The organism is Streptomyces sp. NPDC037271 (assembly GCF_055603605.1).
This window is the reverse complement of record NZ_JBVJVN010000025.1, coordinates 9,010-33,274: the sequence shown is the minus strand read 5'-3', so window position 1 is coordinate 33,274 and position 24,265 is coordinate 9,010. Positions and strand designations below refer to the sequence as shown.

19 protein-coding genes are annotated in these 24,265 nt (G+C 73.6%); 3 read left to right on the top strand and 16 right to left on the bottom strand.

The window, feature by feature from the left end:
• Positions 1-74 precede the first annotated feature (74 nt).
• On the top strand, positions 75-770 hold the full coding sequence (locus tag ACZ7G3_RS29880) for a DUF5995 family protein (protein WP_426600451.1): 696 nt from the start codon (positions 75-77) through the stop codon (positions 768-770).
• Positions 771-1,019: 249 nt separating this feature from the next.
• Here ACZ7G3_RS29880 and ACZ7G3_RS29875 read toward each other — a convergent pair whose 3' ends face one another.
• The 14 genes from ACZ7G3_RS29875 to ACZ7G3_RS29810 all read right to left on the bottom strand — a co-directional run bounded on the left by ACZ7G3_RS29875 (position 1,020) and on the right by ACZ7G3_RS29810 (position 20,340).
• Positions 1,020-2,717 carry a flavin monoamine oxidase family protein gene (locus ACZ7G3_RS29875; protein ID WP_470929223.1) on the bottom strand — a complete coding sequence of 566 codons (1,698 nt, stop codon included), beginning with the start codon at positions 2,715-2,717 and terminating at the stop codon, positions 1,020-1,022.
• A 51-nt stretch (positions 2,718-2,768) separates the two neighbouring features.
• Positions 2,769-3,557 (bottom strand): carbon-nitrogen hydrolase family protein, encoded by a 789-nt coding sequence (locus tag ACZ7G3_RS29870; RefSeq protein ID WP_470929221.1) that lies wholly within the window; start codon positions 3,555-3,557, stop codon positions 2,769-2,771.
• A gap of 582 nt (positions 3,558-4,139) precedes the next feature.
• The gene (locus ACZ7G3_RS29865; protein ID WP_470929219.1) at positions 4,140-5,354 is read right to left on the bottom strand and encodes an MFS transporter; all 1,215 of its coding nucleotides are present in this window, start codon (positions 5,352-5,354) and stop codon (positions 4,140-4,142) included.
• 317 nt (positions 5,355-5,671) lie between these two features.
• Complete coding sequence (locus tag ACZ7G3_RS29860) at positions 5,672-6,124, bottom strand: Lrp/AsnC family transcriptional regulator (RefSeq protein ID WP_426600455.1); 453 nt, start codon at positions 6,122-6,124, stop codon at positions 5,672-5,674.
• Between the two features lie 27 nt (positions 6,125-6,151).
• Positions 6,152-7,630: an amino acid permease gene (locus tag ACZ7G3_RS29855; protein ID WP_470929217.1), complete on the bottom strand. Its 1,479-nt coding sequence runs from the start codon at positions 7,628-7,630 to the stop codon at positions 6,152-6,154.
• A 657-nt stretch (positions 7,631-8,287) separates the two neighbouring features.
• Entirely contained in the window at positions 8,288-9,730 is a 1,443-nt protein-coding gene (locus tag ACZ7G3_RS29850) for a GuaB1 family IMP dehydrogenase-related protein (protein ID WP_470929215.1), read from the bottom strand.
• 108 nt (positions 9,731-9,838) lie between these two features.
• The gene (locus ACZ7G3_RS29845) at positions 9,839-10,192 is read right to left on the bottom strand and encodes a barstar family protein (protein WP_470929213.1); all 354 of its coding nucleotides are present in this window, start codon (positions 10,190-10,192) and stop codon (positions 9,839-9,841) included.
• A 121-nt stretch (positions 10,193-10,313) separates the two neighbouring features.
• Entirely contained in the window at positions 10,314-11,357 is a 1,044-nt protein-coding gene (locus tag ACZ7G3_RS29840) for a sugar-binding transcriptional regulator (RefSeq protein WP_003977362.1), read from the bottom strand.
• A 77-nt stretch (positions 11,358-11,434) separates the two neighbouring features.
• A complete protein-coding gene (gene rpe, locus ACZ7G3_RS29835) occupies positions 11,435-12,121 on the bottom strand; it encodes a ribulose-phosphate 3-epimerase (protein WP_470929211.1) in 687 nt (228 codons plus the stop codon).
• Positions 12,122-12,337: 216 nt separating this feature from the next.
• Positions 12,338-13,543: an ABC transporter substrate-binding protein gene (locus ACZ7G3_RS29830; protein ID WP_470929209.1), complete on the bottom strand. Its 1,206-nt coding sequence runs from the start codon at positions 13,541-13,543 to the stop codon at positions 12,338-12,340.
• Positions 13,540-14,478 carry a hypothetical protein gene (locus ACZ7G3_RS29825; RefSeq protein WP_470929207.1) on the bottom strand — a complete coding sequence of 313 codons (939 nt, stop codon included), beginning with the start codon at positions 14,476-14,478 and terminating at the stop codon, positions 13,540-13,542. The genes ACZ7G3_RS29830 and ACZ7G3_RS29825 overlap by 4 nt, the downstream gene beginning before the upstream one ends.
• On the bottom strand, positions 14,475-15,944 hold the full coding sequence (locus ACZ7G3_RS29820; protein WP_470929205.1) for a VWA domain-containing protein: 1,470 nt from the start codon (positions 15,942-15,944) through the stop codon (positions 14,475-14,477). Before ACZ7G3_RS29820 ends, ACZ7G3_RS29825 begins: the two co-directional genes overlap by 4 nt.
• A 51-nt stretch (positions 15,945-15,995) precedes the next feature.
• A complete protein-coding gene (locus ACZ7G3_RS29815) occupies positions 15,996-18,509 on the bottom strand; it encodes a tetratricopeptide repeat protein (protein WP_470929203.1) in 2,514 nt (837 codons plus the stop codon).
• A gap of 145 nt (positions 18,510-18,654) precedes the next feature.
• Positions 18,655-20,340, bottom strand: a complete 1,686-nt coding sequence (locus ACZ7G3_RS29810; RefSeq protein WP_470929201.1) for a trypsin-like serine peptidase — start codon at positions 20,338-20,340, stop codon at positions 18,655-18,657.
• 77 nt (positions 20,341-20,417) lie between these two features.
• On the opposite strand from ACZ7G3_RS29810, the gene ACZ7G3_RS29805 reads away from it, so the two are divergent.
• Positions 20,418-20,714, top strand: coding sequence for a trypco2 family protein (locus tag ACZ7G3_RS29805; RefSeq protein ID WP_426600465.1), 297 nt, complete (start codon positions 20,418-20,420; stop codon positions 20,712-20,714).
• Between the two features lie 30 nt (positions 20,715-20,744).
• Here ACZ7G3_RS29805 and ACZ7G3_RS29800 read toward each other — a convergent pair whose 3' ends face one another.
• Positions 20,745-22,172 carry an RsmB/NOP family class I SAM-dependent RNA methyltransferase gene (locus ACZ7G3_RS29800; protein WP_470929199.1) on the bottom strand — a complete coding sequence of 476 codons (1,428 nt, stop codon included), beginning with the start codon at positions 22,170-22,172 and terminating at the stop codon, positions 20,745-20,747.
• 80 nt (positions 22,173-22,252) lie between these two features.
• A complete protein-coding gene (fmt, locus tag ACZ7G3_RS29795) occupies positions 22,253-23,185 on the bottom strand; it encodes a methionyl-tRNA formyltransferase (protein WP_470929197.1) in 933 nt (310 codons plus the stop codon).
• A gap of 442 nt (positions 23,186-23,627) precedes the next feature.
• On the opposite strand from fmt, the gene ACZ7G3_RS29790 reads away from it, so the two are divergent.
• Positions 23,628-24,179, top strand: a complete 552-nt coding sequence (locus tag ACZ7G3_RS29790; protein ID WP_426600468.1) for a hypothetical protein — start codon at positions 23,628-23,630, stop codon at positions 24,177-24,179.
• The last annotated feature ends 86 nt before the right edge of the window (positions 24,180-24,265 follow it).

Genomic DNA, 24,265 nt, shown 5'->3' with positions numbered 1-24,265 from the left:
GCGCGTTCCCCCGTTCTGGGGAAGCGTCGGGCCCGCCGGCACTCCCGCCAGCCTAGAGCTGCGACGCTGCCGCCATGGCGCACAGCGAACAAGTCACGGCGGCCGTCCGGTCGGTGGACGCGGTCCTCTCCCGGATGCGTGCCCTCGACACGACGCTGCCGGCCCGGGACGGGGTGGCGGTCTTCAACCGCGTCTACCTGACCGTCACCGAGGCGGTCGACCGGCACATCGACGGCGGTCGTTTCACGGACTCCAGGGCCGCGATCGCGCTGGATGTGCGGTTCGCGGAGCGCTATCTGGCCGCCGTCGACGCACTGGAGGACGGGCACCGTCCGCCCGCGTGCTGGCGGCCCCTGTTCCAGTTCCGCCGCCATCCCGGCGTACGGCCGTTGCAGTTCGCGCTGGCGGGCATCAATGCGCACATCGGCCACGATCTCGCGCTCTCCGTCGTGGACACGTGTCGTACGCTCGGCTGCGAACCCGTCGACCTGGAGGATGAGTTCGACCGGGTGGGTGATCTCCTCGTGTCGCTGGAGGAGCGCGTCCGCGACGAGCTGATGCCGGGTCCCGACCTCCTGAGGATCACCGACCCGCTGGCCCATCTGCTCGGCTCCTGGAGTCTGGAGCGCGCCCGCGACGCCGCCTGGGCGGCGGCCCGCGCGCTGTGGGCGCTGCGCCGGCTGCCCGACGTCGCCGGGGAGTTCACCGAGCGGCTGGACGAGGCGGTGGGCTTCGCGGGCCGCATGCTGCTCACGCCGCTACCGGACTGATCCGCCGAGTGTTCCCGCGGGGCGCTCGCTCCCGGAAGTGCCCCACGCGGCCGTACGACCTCGGCGGGGACGTTCCCGCCGTGTCCCGCGCGGCGGAACGGATGGGCTACGAGAAGGCCTGACCTGCCGGGGTCCGGCCGGCCAGGCACGTGCGGCGGGCTGCTAGGGGGTGTCGTTCGGATCTTGCCGGGGTCGCGGTCGATCGCAAGGCACCGTTGCCTGGAGCCGACCTGATCCAAACGGCACCCCCTAGTCCTCGGGGAGCTCGACCGGTGCGATCTCGTCGTAGACGTCACCCGGGCCGGGGTTGGTCGCGTCGGTCTCACCGCCGAAGTGGTGCATGACGCCCCAGACCGCGTTGAGCGCGGTCTGGACGGCTCCCTCGGCCCAGCCGGCCGTCCAGGAGATGTCGTCGCCGGCGAGGAAGATGCCCCGCTTGTCCTCGGGCAGCTCCTCCTGCATGAAATGCGTGAACAGGCGCCGCTGGTAGCGGTAGTGACCGGGGAGGTTGGCCTTGAACGCGCCCATGAAGTAGGGCTCGTTCTCCCAGGAGACGGTCACCGGGTTGCCGATGATGTGCTTCCTGATGTCGACCTTCGGGTAGATCTCGCCGAGCGACTTCAGCATGACCTCCATCCGCTCGTTCGCGGACAGCGGCAGCCACTTCAGGCTGTCGTCGCACCAGGTGTAGGAGAGGCAGATGACGGCGGGCTTGTCGGGTCCGTCGTCGAGGAGGTAGGTGCCGCGGGTCATGCGGTCGGTGAGCGTCATCGACATGACGTCCCGCCCCGTGTCCTCGTCCTTGTCCAGCCAGAACGGCCGGTCGACGGGCACGAAGAGCTTGGAGCTCTCCATGTAGTGGGTGCGCTCGATCGCGGTCCAGTGGTCGATCGGGAAGAGCGAGTCGTCGCAGGCGATCTTCGACAGCAGCATCCAGGACTGGGCGGTGAAGATCGCCGCCCGGTACGTACGGATGTCGCCGTCGGCGTCGGTCACGGTGATGCGGTTGCCGGCGGTGCGGGTGAGGCGGGTCACCGCCGGGCGCGGGTCGCCGCCCACGTGCAGGGACTTCAGCGAGGTGCCGTGGGGCCAGTGGACGATCTTCTCCGGCTCGCGTTCCCAGAGCCTCAGCGGCAGCTGTTGGGAGCCGCCGACGATACCGCGGTGGTGGTCGTCGGCCTCGGTGTAGACGACGCGGAGGATCTCCAGGATGGAGTTGGGGAAGTCGGTGTCCCAGCCGCCGGTGCCGAAGCCGACCTGGCCGAAGATCTCGCGGTGCCGGAAGGACTTGAAGGCCTCGGAGTCGCAGAGGAAGCCGTAGAAGGTCTGGTTGTCGAGCTTCTCGACCAGCTTCGCCCAGATCTCGCGGATGCGGGGGACGTCGCGCTCGCGCAGGGCGCGGTTCATGTCGGAGAAGTCGGCGCCCTCTTCGAGGCACTTCGCCCAGGCGTCCGCGACGTCGCGGTAGACCTGGGGGAGGTCGTCCAGCGTCTCGGCGTAGTGCGACTCGCCCTTGAGGTCGACGACGGTGGAGGGCGTGGCCTCGGCGAGCGGGTTGGGGAAGGGGCGGGTCGTCAGCCCGACCAGGTCGATGTAGTGCTGGAGGGCGGTGGAGGAGGGCGGGAAGCGCATCGCGCCCATCTCGGCGGTCAAGGACTCGTCGCAGCCGTCGAAGCCGACGGTCCGCAGCCGTCCGCCGATCCTGTCGGCCTCGTAGACGACGGGCTTGAGCCCCATCTTCATCAGCTCGTAGGCGGCGACGACGCCGGACAGGCCGCCGCCGATGACGGCGACCTCGGTGCCGTGCTCGGTCGCGGGTATCTGGCCGATACCGGCGGGGTGCGCGAGGAAGTCGTCGTACGCGTACGGGAAGTCCGGCCCGAACATGGTGATCGGCGGCTGCTGCTCGTCTGCGTGCTCGATCGCGTTGGGCACGGTGGACGTCATGGGGTACGGACTCCTTGCACAGGTGGAACGGGGGCGTGGCGGTGGGGGAGGTCAGGCGAGGGAGCCGTACAGGCCGGGCCGGCGGTCCTCCAGGTACGGGTTGGTCTCGCGGGACGCGGCGAGGAAGACGGGGTCGGCGTCGGCGAGGACCAGTTCCTCGGCACGCCCGGCGCGGGCGCGGGCGGTCCCGTCGGGGCCGGCGAGGGTGGAGAGCCCGACGAACTCGAACTCGCCCTCCCGGCCGACTCGGTTGACGTACGCCACGTACATCTGGTTCTCGAAGGCCCGCACCGGCACGACGGACTCGGCGACGAACTGGAACGGGTGCATCTGCGCGGTCGGGACGAGCAGCAGGTCGGTGCCGGCCAGCGCGTGCGCGCGGACGTTCTCCGGGAACTCCACGTCGTAGCAGATCATCAGGCCGACGGTCAGCCCGTCGAGCTCCGCCTGGACGACCGGCTGTTCGCCCGGCGTGAAGTGGTCGCGCTCGAAGCAGCCGAAGAGGTGGGTCTTGCGGTAGCCCGCGAGGCGGGTGCCGTCGGCGGAGATCAGCTGGACGGAGTTGAAGACGCTGTCGCCGGCCCGCTCCGGGTAGCCGTACGCGACGGCCAGGCCGTGCCGCCCGGCGATCTCCGCGACGGCGTCGGCCGAGTCGCCGTCGGCGGGCTCGGCGAGGACGGCGATGTCGTCGCCGATCGCGTACCCGGTCAGGAACAGTTCGGCGGTGACCAGCAGCCCGGCGCCCGCTGCGGCGGCCCGGCCGGCGGCCTCGTCGAGGACCTTGAGGTTCTCGACGGTGGAGCCGGGCCGGCCGGAGCTCTGGAGCAGGGCGGTGCGCATGCGTGTTCCTCACCGGTGGGACGGGGGTCGGGGGGTCAGATAGACGGTACGGTCGGCGCCCCGGCCGGACAAGAAGGACCCGTTGCGCGTCCGTGGGCGGATCGTTGCGTCCGGGGCGCGTCTCGCGGCGATTCGTTGTCCGTCCGGTCCCGCTCCGGCGGCCCGGTGGTCCGCCGTCGGACGGGGGCCGAGCCGGGCACGCGGTACGGAGGCGCTCCAGTGGCGGACGGCGGGTCGGTGCCGCCGCCCGCATGCCACGCGGCGATTCGTTGCGCGCTCGCGCCCCGGTCGTGTGCCCGGCTCCTCCCTGGGGCACGCACGCGGGCCCTGCCCGCCCTGCGTCGGGGGCCGCTCCCTTCCCCGGTGCGAGGTGACGGGGGCGCGGTGCCGGAACAGTGGTGGCCGGCAGGCGCCTTCGTCACCTCCGGGCCGCAAGCCGTCACCTCCGGGCCGCAAGCCGTCGCCTCCGGGCCGCACGAGGAGCGGCCCCCGGGGGAGGCCGCCGCGCTCACCGGCAGCGCCAGGCGCCACCGCATCGCCGGGGACGACATCACCTCGCCTCCGACCCGAGGTGACCGACGACTATCGAGGTCGTGCCCGGTCAGCCGCCGCTGCGGTAGGGGCGACGGTGACCAGCAGCAGGGCCGTCAGCAGGTACGGCGCCGCGGACCACGCGAAGGCGGTGCCGTGCCCCGTCACCGTGGCCGCCGCCGTGTAGGCACCGAAGGTGACGAGGGTGCCCAGCTCCGTACCCAGGCCCGCGACCGAGGTCAGCGTCGCCCGCCTGGTGTCGTCGATACGCCGCTGGAGGCGCGCGTCGGCCAGCACGGTCGCCAGTTGGAAGCCGCCGAAGGCCAACGCGACCAGGACCAGGGCGACCGGGGTGCCCGCCGCGGCGCCGACCGCCAGAGCGAGCGCGGAGCCCGTGAGCAGGGCGGCGAACCCGGTCGTGGTCAGGCGTTCGGCCACGCCGGCGAGCAGGCTGCCGACCGTGGCGCCGGCCCAGATCACCAGCAGCAGCCAGGGGACGGTCTCCTGCGCGACGCCGGTGTCGCGCACCAGCAGCGGCGTGTACTCGTCGAGCGCGCCCCACACCGCCGTCACGGCCGGTACGAGCAGCAGCGCGCCGCGTACGGAGCGGTCGGTGCGGGCCTCGGCGAGTCCGGCGCGCAGCGTCGCGGTCCAGCCGTCGCCGGCGGCGGACGGTTCGCGGTGTTCGGGGAACCGTGTCGCCACGGCCGCCCCGACCAGGCAGATCAGCACGCTCGCCGCGCCCACCGCCTCGTAGCCGCCCCAGTCGAACACCGGACCGGCCAGGCCCATCGCGGTCATCGTCGCGGCGATTCCGATCGCCCGCGCCCGGCCCATGACGCGGGCGTACCGGTCGGCCGAGCCGGCCCGGTCCAGTTCGTCGTGGACCAGCGCCTCCAGCGCGCCCGAGCCGAGCGCTCCGCCGGCGCCCCACAGCACGAAGCCGAGAGCGAAGGCACCGTAGGAGGGCACGAGCACCCACAGGGCGAAGCCGGCGGCGGTGAGCAGCGGGCCGAGCACCAGCAGCAGTCGCCGGGAGACGGCGTCGGCCCAGACGCCGGAGGGCACCTCCAGAACCACGTTGGTCAACGACCACAGGGCGAACAGGGAGGAGATCTGCCAGACCGAGAGTCCGGTGTCGCTGAAGAGCAGCGCGTACACCGGGTAGAGCAGGACGAACTCGTCGCAGAACGCGGAGGCGTACAGCGTGCGCGTCAGCCGCCGGGTACCGGCGGTGGCGGGGGCACGCTCGGGTGAGAGAGTCATGAGGCCTTCCCGAGGGGGCGGATCGGACACCGGTGGTACGGCGTCCGAGGCGGCCCTCGGGAGGAGGCACGGCTGGTGGATCAATGTCGCCAGGTCATGCCACCGATGCTAGCCGGGAGACCGTGTCCCGGTCTCCCGATCGCGCGGGCCGGCCCGGACTCTGGGGGACCGCGACCGCCTGGGCGACCCCGATCGCGGGGACAGGCCCGATCACGGGGACAGGCCCGATCGCGGAGACGGGCCCGATCGCGGGGACAGGCCCGATCGCGGAGACGGGTCCGATCGCGAGGCGGTCCGGCTTATGCGGGCGGCCCCGTTTACGCGGGCGACCCCGACGAGAAGCGGCGCAGCAGCGGCGAGAGCACCAGCACCGACTTGGTCCGCTCCACGAACGGCTCCCCCGCGATGCGTTCCAGGACCCGCTCGAAGTGCCGCATGTCGGAGGCGAAGACCTGGGCGACCGCGTCCGCGTCCCCGGTGACGGTGGACGCGGCGACGATCTCCTGGTAGCGCTCCAGGCCCCGCTGGATGGTCTCCGGCGAGGTGTTGCGGCGGCAGAAGATCTCGACGAATCCCTCGGTCTCCCAGCCGAGCGCGGCGGGGTCGACCCGTACGGTGAATCCGGTGATGGCTCCGGTGGCGCGCAGCCTGTCCACGCGCCGTTTCACGGCGGGGGCGGACAGGCCGACCGACTGCCCGATGTCCGCGTAGGAGCGGCGGGCGTCCTCGGCGAGGGCGTGCACGATGCGTTCGTCGAGATCGTTCAGCACTGCGGGTCGTTCACTTCACTTCTGGAGCTACTGGGCTTCTGGGGTGTCCGGCGTGTTGAGCCGGGAACGGCGGTGGCCGTATACGAAGTAGAACACGAGCCCGACCGCCATCCAGACACCGAAGACCACCCAGGTGACGGTGGACAGGCTGCCCATCATCCAGACGCAGAAGGCGAAGCCCAGCGCCGGCAGGACCGGCGACAGCGGCACCCGGAAGGTGCGGCGCATGTCCGGACGGGTCCGGCGCAGCACCACGACGGCCACGTTGACCAGGGCGAAGGCGAAGAGGGTGCCGATGCTGGTGGCGTCGGCCAGCTGCCCGAGCGGGATGGCGGCGGCGAGGACGCCGCAGAACAGGGAGACGATCAGCGTGTTGGCGCGGGGCGCGCCGGTCTTCGGGTGGACCCGGGAGAACACCTTGGGCACCAGCCCGTCGCGGGACATGGCGAACAGGACGCGGGTCTGGCCGTACAGCACGGTCAGGACGACGCTCGCGATGGCGACGACCGCGCAGAAGGCCAGCAGGGTGCCCCAGAAGTCCTGGCCGGTGACGTCGGTCATGATCTGGGCGAGGGATGCCTCGGAGTCGGTGAAGGTCCGCCAGGGCCTGGCACCGACGGCGACGGCCGCGACGAGGACGTACAGCACCGTGACGATGACCAGGGACAGCATGATCGCGCGGGGCAGGTCGCGCTGGGCGTTCTTGGCCTCCTCGCCGGCGGTGGAGGCGGCGTCGAAGCCGATGTACGAGAAGAAGAGCGTCGCGCCGGCCGCGCTGACGCCGGCCATGCCGAGCGGCATGAAGTTCTCGTAGTTGCCGGAGCGGAAGCCCTGCACGCCGATCGCGCAGAACAGCACCAGTGCGGCGATCTTGACGATGACCATGACGGTGTTGGCCCGGGCGGACTCGCGGGCGCCGCCCAGCAGGAAGGTCATGGCGAGGAGCACCACGATCAGCGCGGGCAGGTTGAAGATGCCGCCGTCGCCGGGCGGGGCCGACAGGGCGGCCGGGATGGTGACACCGATGGTGCCGTCGAGGAGTTCGTTGAGGTACTCGCCCCAGCCGACGGCGACGGCGGCCACCGAGACGCCGTACTCCAGGACGAGGCACCAGCCGCAGACCCAGGCGACCAGCTCGCCCATCGTCGCGTAGGCGTAGGAGTAGGAGGACCCGGCGACCGGGATGGTGCCCGCCAGTTCGGCGTAGGACAGGGCCGAGAAGAGCGCCGTCAGGCCGGCGATGACGAAGGAGAGCGTGACGGCCGGGCCGGCCTTGGGGACGGCTTCGCCGAGGACGACGAAGATGCCGGTGCCGAGCGTGGCACCGATGCTGATCATCGTGAGCTGCCACAGGCCGAGGGAGCGACGGAGGGTGCCGCCCTCGCCCTGGCCGCCCTCCGCCACCAGGCGTTCGACGGGCTTGCGGCGCATGAGGCGCGCGGCCAGGCCCGGGGACGTCGGGGTGGCCGATGTGTCGTGGTGCGAGGGTGCGCCTGGGTCGAGCACGCGTTGACTCCTTTGTCGCTGCCGGTCGCCGCCGGTCGGGGTGAGCGGACGGGCTCCCGGCGGGCTTCTGGAGCGGCGGGGACCGGCGGCGTTCCTCGCGGAAGCGGGAACCCACCGAGCGGGGTCCCCGCCACGCCACGTACAGCGCAGAACACTACGAGCGGGGCGGTGCCCCGGTAATGCAGCAACCTTGCGCGTGTCCGCACGATCGTTGCGTTGACCGGGGCCGGGCGCGTATTCGTTGCGCGGAGGCTGCGCAGCGTTGCGCACGGGGTCGGCGAGCGGTGGTTCGCCCTGGTCAGCGGTTGTCCGGCCCGCCCGCGACGGCTCGCGCCCCGGCGGCCTCCCGCCGGGGCGCACCCGGTCTTTCCGGGCCGGCCCCGGGCGGCGTTTCCGGGCCTCGATCCAGCGGCTCGATCCAGCGTGGGTGCGCATCCCGGGCCGCCTGCCTGCCGGTGCCCGGCGCGGCGCCGGTCCGCGACCAGGGCGCACCGGCCTCGCGGGCCACCCGACGGAGGGGCGACGGTCGCCGCGACGGTGGTCCCGGCGGTGGTCCCGGCAGGGGTCGCGGCAGGGGTCCGCCGCCGGGAACGGCACACGGCCCCTGGTCCTCCCGGGGGACGGGACGATCAGGGGCCGGGCGGAAGGGGTGCGGGCTCAGCTCCAGCTGGCGTGCAGCGGCTTGCCCTCGGCGTAGCCGGCGGCGCTCTGGATGCCGACGACGGCCTTCTCGGCGAACTCCTCCAGGGAGGCGGCACCGGCGTAGGTGCAGGAGGAGCGGACACCGGCGATGATCGAGTCGATCAGGTCCTCGACGCCGGGGCGGGTCGGGTCGAGGAACATCCGGGAGGTGGAGATGCCCTCCTCGAAGAGCCCCTTGCGGGCCCGGTCGTAGGCCGACTCCTCGGAGGTGCGGTTGCGCACCGCACGGGCGGAGGCCATGCCGAACGACTCCTTGTAGGGGCGCCCGTCGGCGTCGTGCTGGAGGTCGCCCGGGGACTCGTAGGTCCCGGCGAACCAGGAGCCGACCATCACGTTGGACGCGCCGGCCGCGAGGGCCATCGCCACGTCGCGCGGGTGCCGGATGCCGCCGTCGGCCCACACGTGCTTGCCGTACTTCTTCGCCTCGGCGGCACACTCCAGGACCGCGGAGAACTGCGGCCGGCCGACACCGGTCATCATGCGGGTGGTGCACATCGCGCCGGGGCCGACACCGACCTTGATGATGTCGGCGCCCGCCTCGATCAGGTCGCGCACGCCCTCGGCGGAGACGATGTTGCCCGCGACGATCGGGACCTGCGGGTCGAGGTCGCGCACCAGCTTGACGGCGCTGATCATCGACTCCTGGTGGCCGTGCGCGGTGTCGATGACGAGGGTGTCCACGCCTGCGGCCAGCAGCTGCTCGGCCTTGCCGGCCACGTCGCCGTTGATACCGACGGCGGCGGCGATGCGGAGCCGGCCCCGCGCGTCGACGGCCGGCGTGTACAGCGTGGCACGCAGGGCGCCCTTGCGGGTGAGGATGCCGGCCAGGCGGCCGTCCTTGTCCACGGCGGGCGCGTAGCGGCGGTTGGCGGCGTCGAGGGTGTTGAAGGCCTCGCGCGGGTCCATGTCCGCGTCGATGAGGATGAGGTCCTTGGACATGACCTCTTCGAGCTGGGTGAAGCGGTCCACGCCGCTCAGGTCGGCGTCGGTGACCACGCCGACCGGCTTGTGGTCCCCGTCGACGACGACACCGGCGTTGTGCGCGCGCTTGGGCAGCAGGGACAGCGCGTCGGCGACGGTCTGGTGCGGGGCGAGCACGATCGGGGTGTCGAGGACGTGGTGGCGGCTCTTCACCCAGGAGACGACGTCGGTGACGACCTCGATCGGGATGTCCTGCGGGATGACCACGAGGCCGCCGCGGCGGGCCACCGTCTCGGCCATGCGGCGCCCCGCGATGGCGGTCATGTTGGCGACGACGAGCGGGATGGTGGTGCCCGTGCCGTCCGGGGAGCCGAGGTCCACGCCCTGCCGGGAGCCCACGGCGGAGCGGCTCGGCACCATGAACACGTCGTCGTACGTCAGGTCGTACGAGGGCTGGATGTCATTCAGGAAACGCACGTGCTGCACATCCCAGTCGATCAGAGGTGGCCCCCGGACAGGTCAGCCAGGGGGAAAGAGCACGTACTTCATTCTCCCATGGCCGCACGCCGGTAAGCCCCGGGCAGATCATCCAGGCTGGTCGGCGGCCTGCTTGGAGGATCCTCCAGGGCCGAGGGTCACGAAGAGCCCCGGGCCGCGGTCCGTCGCCTCGGCGAAGACCTCCTCGGCGACGGCCCACTCCTCCGGCCGCTCCCGCGCGTACGCGCCCCACCCCCGCACGACGAGCAGCAGCCCCTGGTCCGCCGCGCCCTCGGGCCAGACGGAGGGGTCGGCGAGGGAGTCGGCGAGCGCGTCCCAGTTGCGGCCGAACCAGTCGGGCAGCGCCAGGTCACGGGCACAGCGGTCCATCAGGGCCGCCTTGTCCGTGACCCCGTCGAGGTCCAGCGTGATCACGAGCCGCCCTGCGGCGTCCTCGGTCATGTCGCCCTCTTCTCTTCCTCTCCTGCCCCCGACAGTGCCCCCGGCGGTTCCCCCGGCGGTTCCCCCGATCACGCCCCCGATCGCCTGATCAGATTGCCTGATCCGATCGCCTGACCTGCCGTCAGATGCCGTCCGGGTCGGTCCGGTTGAGCGTCGACTTCGGTGCCGAGCCCACCGTCATCAGGTAGTCCGCGGCCGACGTGTCCGTCACCAGGCTGGTGACCAGCCCGGAGCGCAGCACCGCGTCGATGGCCGCCGCCTTGCGCTGCCCGCCCGCGATCGCCACGACCTCGGGGATACGCCGGAGCTGGTCGGCCTTGACCGTGATGCACCGCTCCCCCAGATCCCGCCCGACCCGGCGCCCCTCGGCGTCGAAGAGGTGCGCGGACATCTCGGCGGCGACGCCGAGCGAGGCGTAGTGCGCGCGCTCCTCGTCGCTGAGCATGTCGTGCACCGTCGAGATGCCCGGCTCCCAGGAGCCGATGGAGACGCAGGCGACCGTGACCTTGTCGAAGTACTCGAAGGCCCGGGCGATCCCGGTCTGGTGACGCAGCGCCTGCGCGGTGGCCGCGTCCGGCAGCAGCATCGGCGCGTAGATGGGGTGGGCGTCGCCGCCCGACACCTGGGCGGCGCGGCGCACGGCCTCCACCGAGCCGCGCTCGGCGGTCCCGGCGTCGTACACGCCCGTCAGCTGCACCACCGTGCACGGCGGCAGCCGGTCGAGCGCCGCCGCCATGTGGATGGTGGACCGGCCCCAGGCCAGCCCCAGCACGTCACCCTCGTTGACCAGCTCGCCGAGCAGGTCTGCGGCCACCTCTCCCAGGTTCTCCGGGTCGGGTGTCTCCTCGGCGTCGGCCGGGGACTCCACCACGACGGCGTGCCGGAGGCCGTAGCGGGCCCGCAGGGCGTCCGAACGCTCGGCGTCCAGCTCGGCCGGCACCCGGATCTCGATTCGTACAAGGTCTCGCTCGAGGGCTGTCTCAAGGACCCGGGCCACCTTGAAGCGGCTGACGCCGAACTCCTCGGCGATCTGGATCTTGGACTTGCCCTCGAGGTAGAAGCGGCGGGCCATGGCCGCCGCCTGGACCAGCTCAGCGGGTCCCATCCGCATGGCTGAGCGGCCCGCCGACATACCCGACACGGCGATCTCCTCACTGCTGTTCACACTCTGGATTCGCCGTTCATCCTTGCAGATTCGGCGCACTTGATCAGCCCTGATGGGCGCCGTTCATGTTCTGTTCCTCAGTGGGCACACGCCCAGGACGCCTTGGCGGTCGCCGCCTCGGCCTGCGTGCGCAGTGCACGTACCGCCTCGGCCGGGTCGGACGCCCCGTACACGGCGGAACCCGCGACGAAGACGTCCGCGCCGGCGTCGGCGCACTGCTCGATCGTCGATGCCGACACCCCGCCGTCGACCTGGAGCCACAGCTCCAGACCGTGCTTCTTGATCAGCTCTCGGGTGCGCCGGATCTTCGGCAGCATGATGTCGAGGAACGCCTGCCCGCCGAAGCCCGGCTCAACCGTCATGATCAGCAGCATGTCGAGTTCGGGGAGGAGATCCTCGTACGGCTCGACGGGCGTCGCGGGCCGCAGCGCCATGGACGCGCGGGCCCCCTTGGCCCGGATCTCCCGTGCGAGCCGCACCGGCGCGGCGGCCGCCTCGACGTGGAAGGTGACGGAACCGGCGCCCGCCTCCACGTACTGGGGCGCCCAGCGGTCGGGGGCCTCGATCATCAGGTGGCAGTCCAGCGGGGTGTCCGTCGCCCGGGCCAGGGACTCCACGACCGGCACGCCGAGCGTGAGGTTCGGGACGAAGTGGTTGTCCATGACGTCGACGTGGAGCCAGTCGGCTCCCTCGACCGCCTTGGCCTCGTCCGCGAGGCGGGCGAAGTCGGCGGACAGGATGCTGGGGTTGATCTGCGCGGCCATGCCCCAAGACTGCCATGCCCCGCGGGGCGGGGCGGCAGGGGTCCCGGGTGGCCGGGGTTGTTCGTCGCCCGCGGGCCGGTCGTGGGGTGCCCGCGGCCCGGCGGAGCCGCGTAGGTCACCGCCCCGCGGTAGGTCACCGCCCCGCGGTGTGTCACCACCCCGCGCCCCTGCGGGGCGCGTCCGGCGGACGTGGGCAGCGGGTACCCCCCAGCCGGTTCAGTCGGTACCGCACACCGGCAGGTCCTGTTCCTCGCGGAGGCGTTCCAGTTCCGCCAGCCGCTCGTCGAGTTCCTCCGGAGCCGCGAAGTGGCGCAGCACCGCCTGGTGGAAGGCGTCCCGGGTGGTACGCGGCATCGCGTCGGAGGCGTCCCAGCAGCGGGCCCGGCCGGGCTCACGCAGGACGGCCCCGATCTCACGCTCGGTCGGGTCCTGCTCACCGTCCGCCTTCGCGGCCCTGTTCGCCGTGTACTCCGGCAGAGCGGTGCCGGGGTCGGCCAGATAACGGATCAGCCGCTCGGCCTCCGGGGTGGGGTTCAGGACGGCCGCGAGGTCACCGGAGACCTCCCATGCACCGGCGTCCGGCCCGGCCTCGGGCACGACCTCCGAAAAGTGGACGTGGTCGCCGCCCGCCTGCCGCCAGTGCCCGGCGCGGAAGGACCCCTGGTGCTCCAGGCGGCCCGGCGCGCAGTCGGCGCCGAACCCGGTGGTCAGCGCCTGCTCGACACGCTCACCGGCGCCCGCGCCCACCATGTCGGCCCAGGTCGTCCAGGCCTTGCGTACGGCGTCGTCGGTCCACGGCAGCCTGCCGTTGGCCCACTCCTCGTACACCCGTGGTCCGGCCTGCTGGAGCAGGATGTCCTCCACCCAGTCGGTACCGGGCCAGCCCGAGGTCGCGCCGGACTCCATGCCGAGGCACCAGCGGTCGGGAGACGCCGCCGACTGCACGGTGGGCCGTTGTCCCGTGTACCACACCATGCTCTTCAGGCCGGTCTTCACGGGCAGCCAGTACGTGTGGGGGGCCTCCCCCGGCACGGTGACCTCGGGGGCCCAGAACCGGTCGTAGTGTCCGGGGTCGAACAGCCCGTCCAGCGGGTGGAGCCGGTCGTCGACGGCGTAGGCGAGCAGTTCGCCGGGCCCGGGCAGCACCGCCACGTCGGGCGGGTTGCCGGCCGCTATGTCGGCGGCCAGCACCTGGCTGAGCGCGGAGCTGCCCTGGTAGACGACGTCGATCCGGTACTCCTCCTCGAACGGCTCGATGACCCGCTCCTCGAACTGCTCGCGCTCGTCGCCGCTCCAGTTGGCGAGCAGGGTGACGGAGCCCTGCCAGTCGCGCGCCCAGCGCACCCCGGCGAACACACCGGCTCCGAGCAGGACCAGACAGGCGCAGAGGATGCCGAGCGTCCGGGCCCCGGGGCGGGTCATCGCTGTCCCCGGAACCGGTACTCGGCGATACGCGGCCACAGTCCCCACGCCGTCAGCGCCACCACCACGGCTCCTCCCAGCAGTATCCAGTCGGACAACGAGGCCCAGAACCCGGCGTCCGCGAGCGCGCGCTGCACCTCGTCGGCCACGTCGGGGATGGTGTCCGGGTCGTCGCGCGGCACCCTTACCTCGGCGAGGGAGCCGGTCATCGCGCGGTGCGCCGAAACCGTGTGCCAGGCCAGCACCGGCACGCCGAGCGCGCCCACCGCGGTGGCGGCCAGCAGCCGCAGCTGCACGGGCCGCCGGAAGCGGCGCCGTACGAACCGCTGGGTCTCCAGCAGCGCACCGCCCAGCACCGCGTACAGCACCGCGACCGTGCCCCAGCCCAGCCACAGCTGCCAGGGGAAGGCGGCCTGCCGCCCGGCTTCCTCCAGCTGTTCGGCGCGCAGGGCGTCGAGGCGGCTCATGATGTCGCCGTCGGTTCCGGTGTCTTCCGGGAGGCCGAGGACCTTCTCGGCGTAGTGGAGGTAGGCGGTGCGCAGCGGTGAGTCGTCCTGTTCGCGGCCCCGGCGCTCCACCCAGGCCGAGTAGACGGCTATCAGCCCGGTGACGGTCTGGAGGTCGTGCCGCCCCGCCAGGCCGGTGACGTCCTCGGACGCGGCCAGGGCGAGGCTCTGCTGGGCGACCGAGATCTGGGTGTGGAACTCGCCGCTGATGTCTCCCTCGGGGCCGCTGTCACGGACCACCTCGTTGGCCTCGCGCATCGCGCTCCGCGCGGTGTCGACGGCGAGGATGCCGGGCGTGCTCGCGGTGGACAGCGGCACGGTGTCGTCGTGCACGCCCCGGTAGGCGAAGAACAGCACGAGGGTGGTGGCGGCCTGGAGGACCAGCAGCAGCCTGAGTCTTCGGGTCAGGTCCCGGCCGGTGGTGCTCACCGCCGCTCCTCGAAGCGGTGGCGGCAGCTGGGGCAGAACCGGGCGGCCGCCGGCGCCTTGCGCGAGCAGGCCGGGCAGGACACGGTGGCCCCGCCGCCCGGCGCGGCGCCCGCCGCGCTGCCGGACGCGGGGCCTGACGCGGGGCCTGACGCGGGGCCGTAGGTGCTGTGGCTGCTCGCGGTGATCAGATGCTCGAAGTCGACGGCCGCCACGTCGGGGCGCAGGGTGACCCGGCCCGCCTGCGCGTCGTCGATGTTCACCAGCCGGGCCAGTCGGGCGAGCTGCTCGTCGGCGCCCATCTCGTGGGCGAGTCGCGCGGCCCGGCCGAGCTGCTGCTCGGCCAGGTCGCGCTGTCCGCGCCGGTGGGCGTCGGTGGCGGCGGCGACGGCCTCGCCGAGCCGCTGATGCCGCTCGAAGTGGTCGACCTGGGCATCGGTGTGCCGGGACAGGGCCGGGTTGTCGGTCCAGTGCACCAGGCAGGGCTGTGGCGGCGGCAGCCGCACCTCGCCGCCCGGTACGTCGACGGCGACCACGGCGAGCTGGAGGTCCTCACGGTGCGGGCGGCCGGACGGGTCGGCGGACAGGCACAGCTGGTAGCGGCGGGTCTCGTCGCCCCAGGCCCGGGTGACGAAGCGGCCGGTGCCCTCCTGCGCGGTCAGCTCCGCCTCGGTGGGGAAGACCTGCTTGAGATAGCGCACCGCGCCCCCGGGCATCGCGGTCACCGAGATCGCCAGTTCGGGGACGGTCTTGGTGAGGAGCCGGCTCATCAGCTGCTCGTACTCCGCGGGCAGGGCCGCCTCCTCACGCACCGAGGAGGCACTGCCGTGCAGCCGACGGGTGATGCGCAGCAGTTCCCGGCCGTCCCAGCCGTCACCGATGCCCCAGGCGTCGCAGACGAACCGGCCCGCGCACTGCTCCAGCACCTGGGCGAGCGGCATCTCCTCGTCGTGCTGGTTCTTGCCGTCGGTGAGCAGCAGGACGTGCCCGATGGGCGCGTCCTGTTCGGTCAGCAGCCGGCGGCTCAGGTCCAGCCAGGCGCCGATGCAGGTACCGCCGCCCGCGACCAGCCCGTGCACGGCCCGCTCGGCCCGCGCCCGGGAGCGGGCCGAGGCCCGGACCATGCGCGGGGTGTCCGGGTACGCCATGGCCGCCCGCTCGCTGCCCCGGACCACCGCGAACGGTGTGCCGTCCGGCAGTTTGCGGATCGCCGCCACCGCTGCCTGCTGGGCGGCGTGCAGCTTCTCCACCGGCCAGGTCATCGAGCTGGAGCAGTCCACGGCGAGGACCTGCGCCAGGACCGGGCCGCGCGGGCCGCCGCCGCGCCCGGTGCCGTCCACCCGCACGCTGAGGATGGCGTGCATCTGCGGGTCGCCCGCCTCGCTGGACAGGTACTTCTCCTGGCTGATCTCCAGCCCGACGGTGACCCGCCCGGCCGCCTCGCCCGTCCGGGGCGTTCCTGTCTCCACGCTGTCCGTGCCCCCTCGGCCTCGTCGTCGATTCCCCGCACCGCCGCGTGCTCACCCCGTACGCCGCCACCCCCGCAGCAACTCCCCCAGACCTGCCGGTTCCGGGAGCACCGCGTACGCCCGGTCCAGCAGGTCGCCGCGCTCGCCGGGGCTGCCCGCCTGGTCGGCGAGCCGCTTCAGCGACCGGGACAGCAGCCTGCGCAGTGCCTCCTCGGTGTCCTGCCGGCCGAACAGCTCACCGGCGGGGAAGCCGCTCCCCCAGCCGCCGGGCGGGCGGCAGGCGAGCGCCTGCTCCCGCAGTTCGGTCACCAGCCGGTCCCAGGCCCCGCTGCCGTCCAGGTGCAGCCCGGCCAGCCGTTCGGCGGCCTCGCGCAGGTCGGCGGCGAGCGGCGCGGGCCCGCCGGGCGACCGGCCGGCCAGCACCCGCACCGCGGCGACGCGCGCGGCGTCGTAGTGCCGGGAGGTGGTCGGCACCTCGTCCAGTACGGCGACGGCCTCGCGGCGACCGCCGCGGCGCAGCCGGATGCGGGCCAGCCCGAAGGCGGCGCTGCCCTGCGTGGGGTCGCGCCGCCGTACGGCCTCGTAGTACTCCTCGGCCTGCAGCTCGCGCGCCTGCGCCCGCTCCGCCTGCTGCTGCCCGGCGCGCCGGATCCGCCCCGGCACCGGACCGGCCTCGCGCAGGCCGGTCCGCCGCACGGCGGCGGGCTCATGCGCCTCGGTCCCCTGTATCCCGGTCTCGCGTACCTCGGTCTCGCGTACGCCGGTCTCGCGTACGCCGGACTCGCGCAGTCGCTCGGCCAAGTACTCGGCGCAGTATCCGAGTGCCAGCTTCGGTGCCGCCTCGCCGGGCAGCGCGGCGTAGGTGGCGGCGAACTCGTCCTCCGCCTCGTCCACCGCACCGCGCACGAGACGGACCAGGCCCTGGTGCCAGAAGATCCGCCAGTCGTAGTCGCCGCTCCACCCCTTGGCCCGGGCCACCCACGCCTCGGCCCGCGCGGCGTCCCCGGCGTCCAGGTAGGCGCGGCACAACCACAGCGCGGTCTCCACGGTGCGCAGCGCCGGGTCGCCCTCCGCCCGGTCCGCGATGCGGTCGGGGGTGTCGGCGGCGAGTCCGCCGAGCAGTACGGCCGCCTCGTCGGAGGCTTCGGGCAGGGGGACCGGCAGCGCGCGGGCCGCCGCCCGGGGGTCCGGGGCCCCGGCCGGCAACCCCGGTGCCCCGGTGCCGAAGCGGTGCGTCCACCTGTCCAGCGTGGGGACCGTGCCGAGGGCGGCGCCGAAGACCGCCGCGGTCGGCTCGAACCGGGTCGAGCGCTCCGGGTACGGCTCGTGCCCACCGAGCGCCTGGTGCTCGCGCAACACCTCCCACAGCTGACGTGACATCTCGGCCGCGGAGCGGAACCGGGCGGCGGGCTCCGCGTGGGTGGCGCGGCGGATCAGCGCCTCGAAGGAGCGGGCGGCCAGCCCGGCGGGCGGGGCGGCCCGCTCGGCGAGCACCTTCAGGGTCCGGCCGACGGTGTAGAGGTCGCTGTCGACGTCGAGCCCGCGTTCGTCGCGCTCCTTCTTCGGCGGCGAGTAACCGTGGGTGTGGACGAGCCCGGAGGAACGGTCGTCGATCCGGCGGATGGCCCCCAGGTCGATGACCTTGATCTCACGGCCGTAGTGGATGACGTTCTCGGGTTTCATGTCGCAGTAGAGCAGGCCCTGGTCGTGCAGGTACTCCAGGGCGCCGAGGATCTTGCAGCCGTACGTGATGACGTGGCCGAACTCGAAGCCGCCGTCGCCGAACAGCCGCGCCAGCTCCTCTTCGGGGGCGAACCGGATCCAGGCGAGGGAGCGGCCGCCGACGTACTCCATCACGATGTACCCGGTCGGTTCGGCGTCGCCGGGCGCTTGGTGCTGGACGTGGGTGACGATGCGGACGATGTCCCGGTGGTGGAGCGTGGTGAGCGAGCGACGCTCCTCGACGGCCGCCCGCCGGGCCATGGCGTCCCCTGTGTTGATCAGCCCCTTGAGGGCGACGCGCAGACCGGGCACCCGGGTGTCCTCGGCCAGGTAGACCCAGCCGTGGCCGCCGACCGCGAGGTAGCCGAGCACCTCGTAGTGGTCGCCGACCCGGTCACCGGGACGCAGTTTCGGCCGGAAGGAGTACTCCGCGCCGCACAGCGGGCAGAACCCGTGGTCGGGCGCGGGGCCGCCGTCGTACGAGACACCGATGGTCCCGGTGCAGTTCCTGACGCCGCAGCGCCGGCCGCCGGTGGGGGGACGGGCGGTGGTGGCGGCGGTCTCGGAGGGGTCCGGGGAGGGCAGATGGGGCAGCACCAGCAGCCCGTCGCGGTCCAGTTCGCCGACGGGCTGGGCGACGGGCCGCTGCGAAGGCGGCGCCGGTACGCCGGAGGTGCCCGAGTCGGCGGCGGGGCCGGGCGAGGAAGGGCCGGGCGAGGAGGGGGAGGGCGAGGAGGGGGAGGGCTCGGGGGCGAGGGGCCGGCGCGAGCAGGTGTCGCAGAAGCCGGTGACCATGATGCGGCCGCCCTGGCAGCCGGGTCTGACGCAGGCCGTCTCACTCATGCCGGGGGCTCCCTCTCGGGGTCGGGCCGTAGGATCGCCGGGGACTGCCCGTCCGGCCGTGGGCTCGGCCGGGGGTGTCCGTCCGGCCCCGAGACCGTCCAACGCTCCCCGTCGGAGCCACGAGACCGTCCAGGCGTTCTCGGCGTCATCGCGCGTCTCCTCCGCCCTGGCCGTCGACGCGGCGGATGTAGGCGTCCACCGCCGCTTCCGCCGCGCGCACGTCGCACGGCCTCGCCCGGAGCAGGCCGTGGGCCCTGACGTAGAGGGCGTCCACCGCCGGGTCCTCCTCGCCCTGCGTGGCGCGCTGGTGCAGGACGCGGTAGCTGCGCAGGCGGCCGGTGAGTTCGTCGCGCCGGTCGCGGAGCCGGTCGAGCCGGCCGACATCCACCGCCAGCCGGCCGGCGACCCGGTCGGCCAGCCGCTCGTACCGGGCCGGGTCCGGGCCGTGACCGGGGTCTCGGTCCTGGGCGCGCAGCAGGTCGGCCAGTGCGGCGTGCGCGGCCACCATGTCCGAGTCGAGGGACCTCACGCCCTCCGGCAGCACGGCCGCGCGGCGTTCGTACAGCGTCCGGGCGAGTGGCCCGGTGATCTCTCTCAGCCGCTCGACGAGCCGGGCGCGGCGCTCCCTCGCGGGCCGGACGAGCAGCTGGTCGCGGGCGCGGCGGTAGCAGTCGTCGGCCGCGCGGAAGACCAGCAGCAGGCGGCTGCCGCCGGCGCGCAGCACGTCCAGCAGGTCCAGCAGCGCCGGCGGGTCGGCCGCCTCGTCGACACCGACGACGACCAGGTTGAGGGTGACCTTCGCGGCGCGGATGCGGTCGAGCGGGGGGTCCTCCGGGTGCTGCCACAGCCCCATGCGTTCGGCGATCCGCTCGGCGATCTCCGTGGCGGTCAGTCCGCCCGTGTGCACGGCGAGGTCGTGACCGCCGGCCGACGGGACGGTGCCGGGCGGATCGAGGGAGGCGCGGTCGACGGAGACCGGAGTACGTAACTCCCGGTCGGCGAGGGTGATGGCGCGAAGCAGCGTGGCGTCGCGCGCGGCATCGTCGTGCCGGACGACGCTGATCTTCACCTGGCTGCCGTCGTCGCGCAGCCAGGCGGCGAGGCGCTGGGCGAACGGCTCGTCGAGCAGGGCCTCCGAGGCGGCGTCGCCGGAGGGGAGCAGCCTCTCGTCGACGGCGGTGGGCCCCACGATGTACGGCTTGAGCCGGGGCAGATGGCGGGCGATGGTCTCGGCGGGGCTGATGAAGGAGAACCGGTTGCCGTGCTGGTCCCGCTGACCGCTGAGCACCATGCCGATGACCTCGCCGGTCAGGCTGTCGGCGACGCCCGCGCCACTGCATCCGGGGGTGGCCAGTTCACCGGGGCCGGCCGGGCTGAGCTGCAGTTGTCCGTCGCGTCCGCAGCCGCCGACGACGTCGGCGCGGAACCAGATGCCGCCGTTGTGGTCGTACGGGAAGCCGTACATCCGCACCTCGCGGTGGGGTGCGGACAGCCGGTGCAGCCGTACCGTTTCCTCCACGGGCCGGGGACGCTCCAGCCGCAGCAGCGCCACGTCCCCGCTGGGGTCGCCGTCGGCGTCCCGCGTCTCCGGCACGTAGGCGTCACCGTCCACCCGGGCGGGGACCGCGGGCACGCCGTGGCCGGGCGCGCCGACGAACTCCGCGGTGATCCGGGCGGCCGCACGGTCCACCACGTGCGCGCAGGTGAGTACCTGGTCGGGGCTCAGCAGAATGCCGGCCCCCGCGATCTCACCATCCGCTCCCCGGATGCGCACCGCCCAGCTCGGCGTGCGCGTCAGCGAGGCGGCCAGGACTCCCCCGCCAGCAGCCATGGACGAAACTATACGGACGTGTGCTCCTGCCGCATACTGATGCGGCAAGAGACGAACGAGCCTTGTGCGGAGGAGACTTGACGAACGAGCCGGACTTCGTGGGGCTGGCCGAGGTGGTCCGTCAGATCCGGGGCGAACTCGAGGAGGCCCGCGCCGAGGCGGCGGGCCGGGCCCTCGGTTTCACCGTGGAGAACGTGAGCCTGACCTTCACGGTGCAGGTCCACCGCGCCGGCAGCGGCCGCGGCGGCGTCCGGATCGGCGTGGTGACGGCCGAACTGGGCGGCAGCGTCGACCACCAGACCACCCATCAGGTCCAGGTCGACCTCACGCCGGAGCTGGCGGGCGGGGAACGCGTACGGGTGAACCGGGGCTAGTTCTGGCGGGTCTGCCGGAACGGGCGCCCGTCACGCGGTCCGGCGGACGAGTGCCAGATACATGGCGTCGGTCCCGTGCAGGTGCGGCCACAGCTGTACGTCGGGGCCCTCGCCCAGGTCCGGTACGCCGGGCAGCAGCGGCCGGGCATCGAGCAGTTCGGCACCGGTGAACTGCTTGAGCACGTCGGCGACGACGGCCCGGGTCTCGGCGAGGTGCGGCGAGCAGGTCGCGTAGCCGACGACGCCGCCGATCCGTACGGCCTCCAGGGCTCCGCGCAGCAGCCCGCGCTGGAGCGGGGCGAATCCGTCGAGGTCCTCCGGGCGGCGCCGCCAGCGTGCCTCGGGGCGGCGGCGCAGCGCGCCGAGCCCGGTGCACGGCACGTCGACCAGGACACGGTCGAAGCTGCCGGGCCGCCACGCCGGGCGGGTCCCGTCGGCCGCGATCACCTGGTAGGGCCCCGGATTCCCGTCCAGTGCCCTGGCCACCAGGCCGGCCCGGTGCGGCTGCTTCTCGGAGGCGAGCAGGAAGGCGCCCCGCTCGGCGGCCAGCGCGCCGAGGAGCGCGGCCTTCCCGCCCGGCCCGGCGCACCCGTCCAGCCAGCGCCGGTCCGGCCCCTCCAGGGGCGCGTTGGCGAGGGCGAGCGCGACGAGCTGGCTGCCCTCGTCCTGCACGCCGGCCCGGTTCTCCCGTACGGCCTCGACGGCGCCGGGCTCGCCGCCCTCGCTCAGGCGCACGGCGTACGGCGACCAGCGCCCCGGTACGGCGGCCTCCTCGTCCAGCAGTTCGCCGGCCGTGGCCCGCCCGGGGCGGGCGACCAGGGTGACCTCGGGCCGCTCGTTGTCGGCGGCCAGCAGTTCCTCGATGCCGGCCCGGCCGCCGCCGAGCGAGTCCCACAGCGCGGAGACGACCCAGCGGGGGTGCGAGTGGACGACGGCGAGGTGGTCCTCGGGGTCCTCGTCGTAGGGCGGGGCGACCCGCTCCAGCCACCCGTCGAGATCGTCCCGCGCGACCTTTCGCAGCACGGCGTTGACGAACTTGGCCCGCCCGTCGCCGAGCACGACCCGCGCCAGCTCCACGGAGGCGGACACGGCGGCATGGGTGGGGATCCGGGTCCCGAGCAACTGGTGGACGCCGAGGCTGAGCACGTCCAGCACCGGCGGGTCGACCTCCCGCAGCGGCCGGTCGACGCAGTCGGCGATGATCGCGTCGTACGTCCCCTGGCGGCGCAGCGTCCCGTACACCAGCTCGGTCGCGAGGGCCGCGTCCCGGGCGTCGAACTTCTCGGGACCCTCCTTCTCCCGGGCCTTGCGCAGCAGCGGCGGCAGGACGAGGTTGGCGTACGCGTCCCGCTCGTCCACGGCCCTGAGCGCCTCGAAGGCGAGGAAGCGGACGGGGTCCTTCTGGGGCCTGCGGTAGGGCTTGCCGGGTTTGCGGGGACGACGAGGCTGATCGCTCACGAAAAAGGTGCTCCGGATGTGGGGTGAAGTGCGCTCACCAGCGTACGCCGAACCGGTGAGCGGTGATACGGAGGCGCAGGTCAGCCGCCGAGCAGCTCACCCTCGGTGATCCGCACGCCGCGCGCCCAGTCCGCGGCCCGCATCGGCTTCTTGCCCTGGGCCTGTACCCACAGCAGCTCGACGGCGTACGAGCCGGTGCCGACGTACACGTTGTTCTTGCCGGCGGCGAGCTGCCCCGGGGCGAGATCCGTCCGGTCGGGCACGGGGCGGGCCTGCACGAGCTTGAGCCGCTCGCCCCGGAAGGTGGTCCAGGCGCCCGGGGCCGGGGTGCAGCCGCGCACCACCCGGTCGACGCGCAGCGCCGGGGCGGCCCAGTCGACCCGGGCGTCCTCGACGGTGATCTTCGGGGCGAGGGTGACTCCGTCGGCCGGCTGCGGTACGGCCTTGAGGCTGCCGTCCTCGATGCCGTCCATGGTGGCGGCGAGCAGCCCGGCGCCGGCGAGGGCGAGCCGGGTGAGCAGGTCACCGCTGGTGTCGGTGGGCCGGACGGTCTCGGTGACCGTCCCGTAGACGGGGCCGGAGTCCAGGCCCTCCTCGATGAGGAAGGTGGATGCACCGGTCATCTCGTCCCCCGCCATGAGCGCGTGCTGCACGGGAGCGGCCCCGCGCCAGGCGGGCAGCAGCGAGAAGTGCAGGTTGACCCAGCCGTGGGCGGGGACGTCCAGGGCGACGCGGGGCAGCAGGGCCCCGTAGGCGACGACGGGACAGCAGTCGGGCGCGATCTGGCGCAGCCGCTCCAGGAACTCGGGGTCGCGCGGCTTCGCGGGCCTGAGCACCTCGATCCCGGCCTCCTGTGCGCGCTCGGCCACGGGAGAGGCGACCAGCCGGCGCCCGCGCCCGGCCGGAGCGTCGGGCCGCGTGACGACGGCGGCCACCTCGTGGCGCCCGGAGGCGATCAGGGCGTCCAGGGCGGGAACGGCGACCTCGGGGGTACCGGCGAAGACGAGCTTCATGGGTGGGACGGGCCTCTCGGGCGGGGGCGGATGCGGGCGACGCACCAGTCTACGAGCCCGCACGCGCCGGAAAGCCGCCGCCGGCGCGGCACCCCCGCAGCAGAGCCCCACGCGGGCGGGAGACCGCCGAGGCCACAGGCCGAGGGGCCACAGGCCGAGGGGCCACAGGCCGAGGGGCCACAGATCGAGGGGGACATAACCCGAGGGGGACATAGCCCGAGGCGCTACAGGCCGAGGGCCACAGGCCCAGAGGCCGCAGTCCAGCAGCACGCAGCCCCTAGGACGCAGCCCACGAGGACGCAAACCAAAGGGGCGCACGCATATGCCGCCACGCCCCCACCCCGTGACCAGCGGAGCGCCCACGCGTTGGTCAAGGAAGAGTTGACCACCGGGCCGCCCGCGCGGCCCGATTCCTTTCAACGCCGGTTCGAGAGGCTTGTTCATGGCCGACCACGCAACCCACGACGCCCAGGCTCGGGCCAGCCTGCACTTGCTGGTGCGGGACATCGAGCGGGTCCGCCGGCAGGTGGACGCACTGCGCACCCTCACCGCCCAGCTGGGCAACGTCTACCGCCCGCGCCGCTCCGGCCCCTCCACGGGCTTCGTCGTCTACGGACGCGCCCCCGCCCCGACGGTCCGTCTCGCCCAGGAACTGCGGGACAGTGTCGAGACCCTGGTCACGGCCGCCGTGGACTTCGACCGTTCGCTCGGCTTCTCGTGGGACGCGGTGGGCTCCGCGCTCGGCGTCACCAAGCAGGCGGTGCACCGTCGCTACGGCTCGCGCCGCGCCACTGCCCAGGTCGCGCCCGCCGCCGAGTCCCCCGAGCACGCTCCGGAGCCGACGGGCCCGCGCGCGGTCAACGTGGGCTCCGCCCTGCCCACCGTGCCCACGGTCCCGGCGGCCCGTGCCATGCCGACCCAGCCGACGGCGGGCAGTCCGGCCCTGCGCGACGACGTCCGGCCGACGGCCTTCCCCGGCCCGCGCAACGGCTGAACCGCGACGGCGCGGGGGGGGGGGGGGGGGGGGGGGGGGGGGGGGCGGCGGCGTGAGAGTGGCGGCTGAGGGGCGCCGTGCCGGCG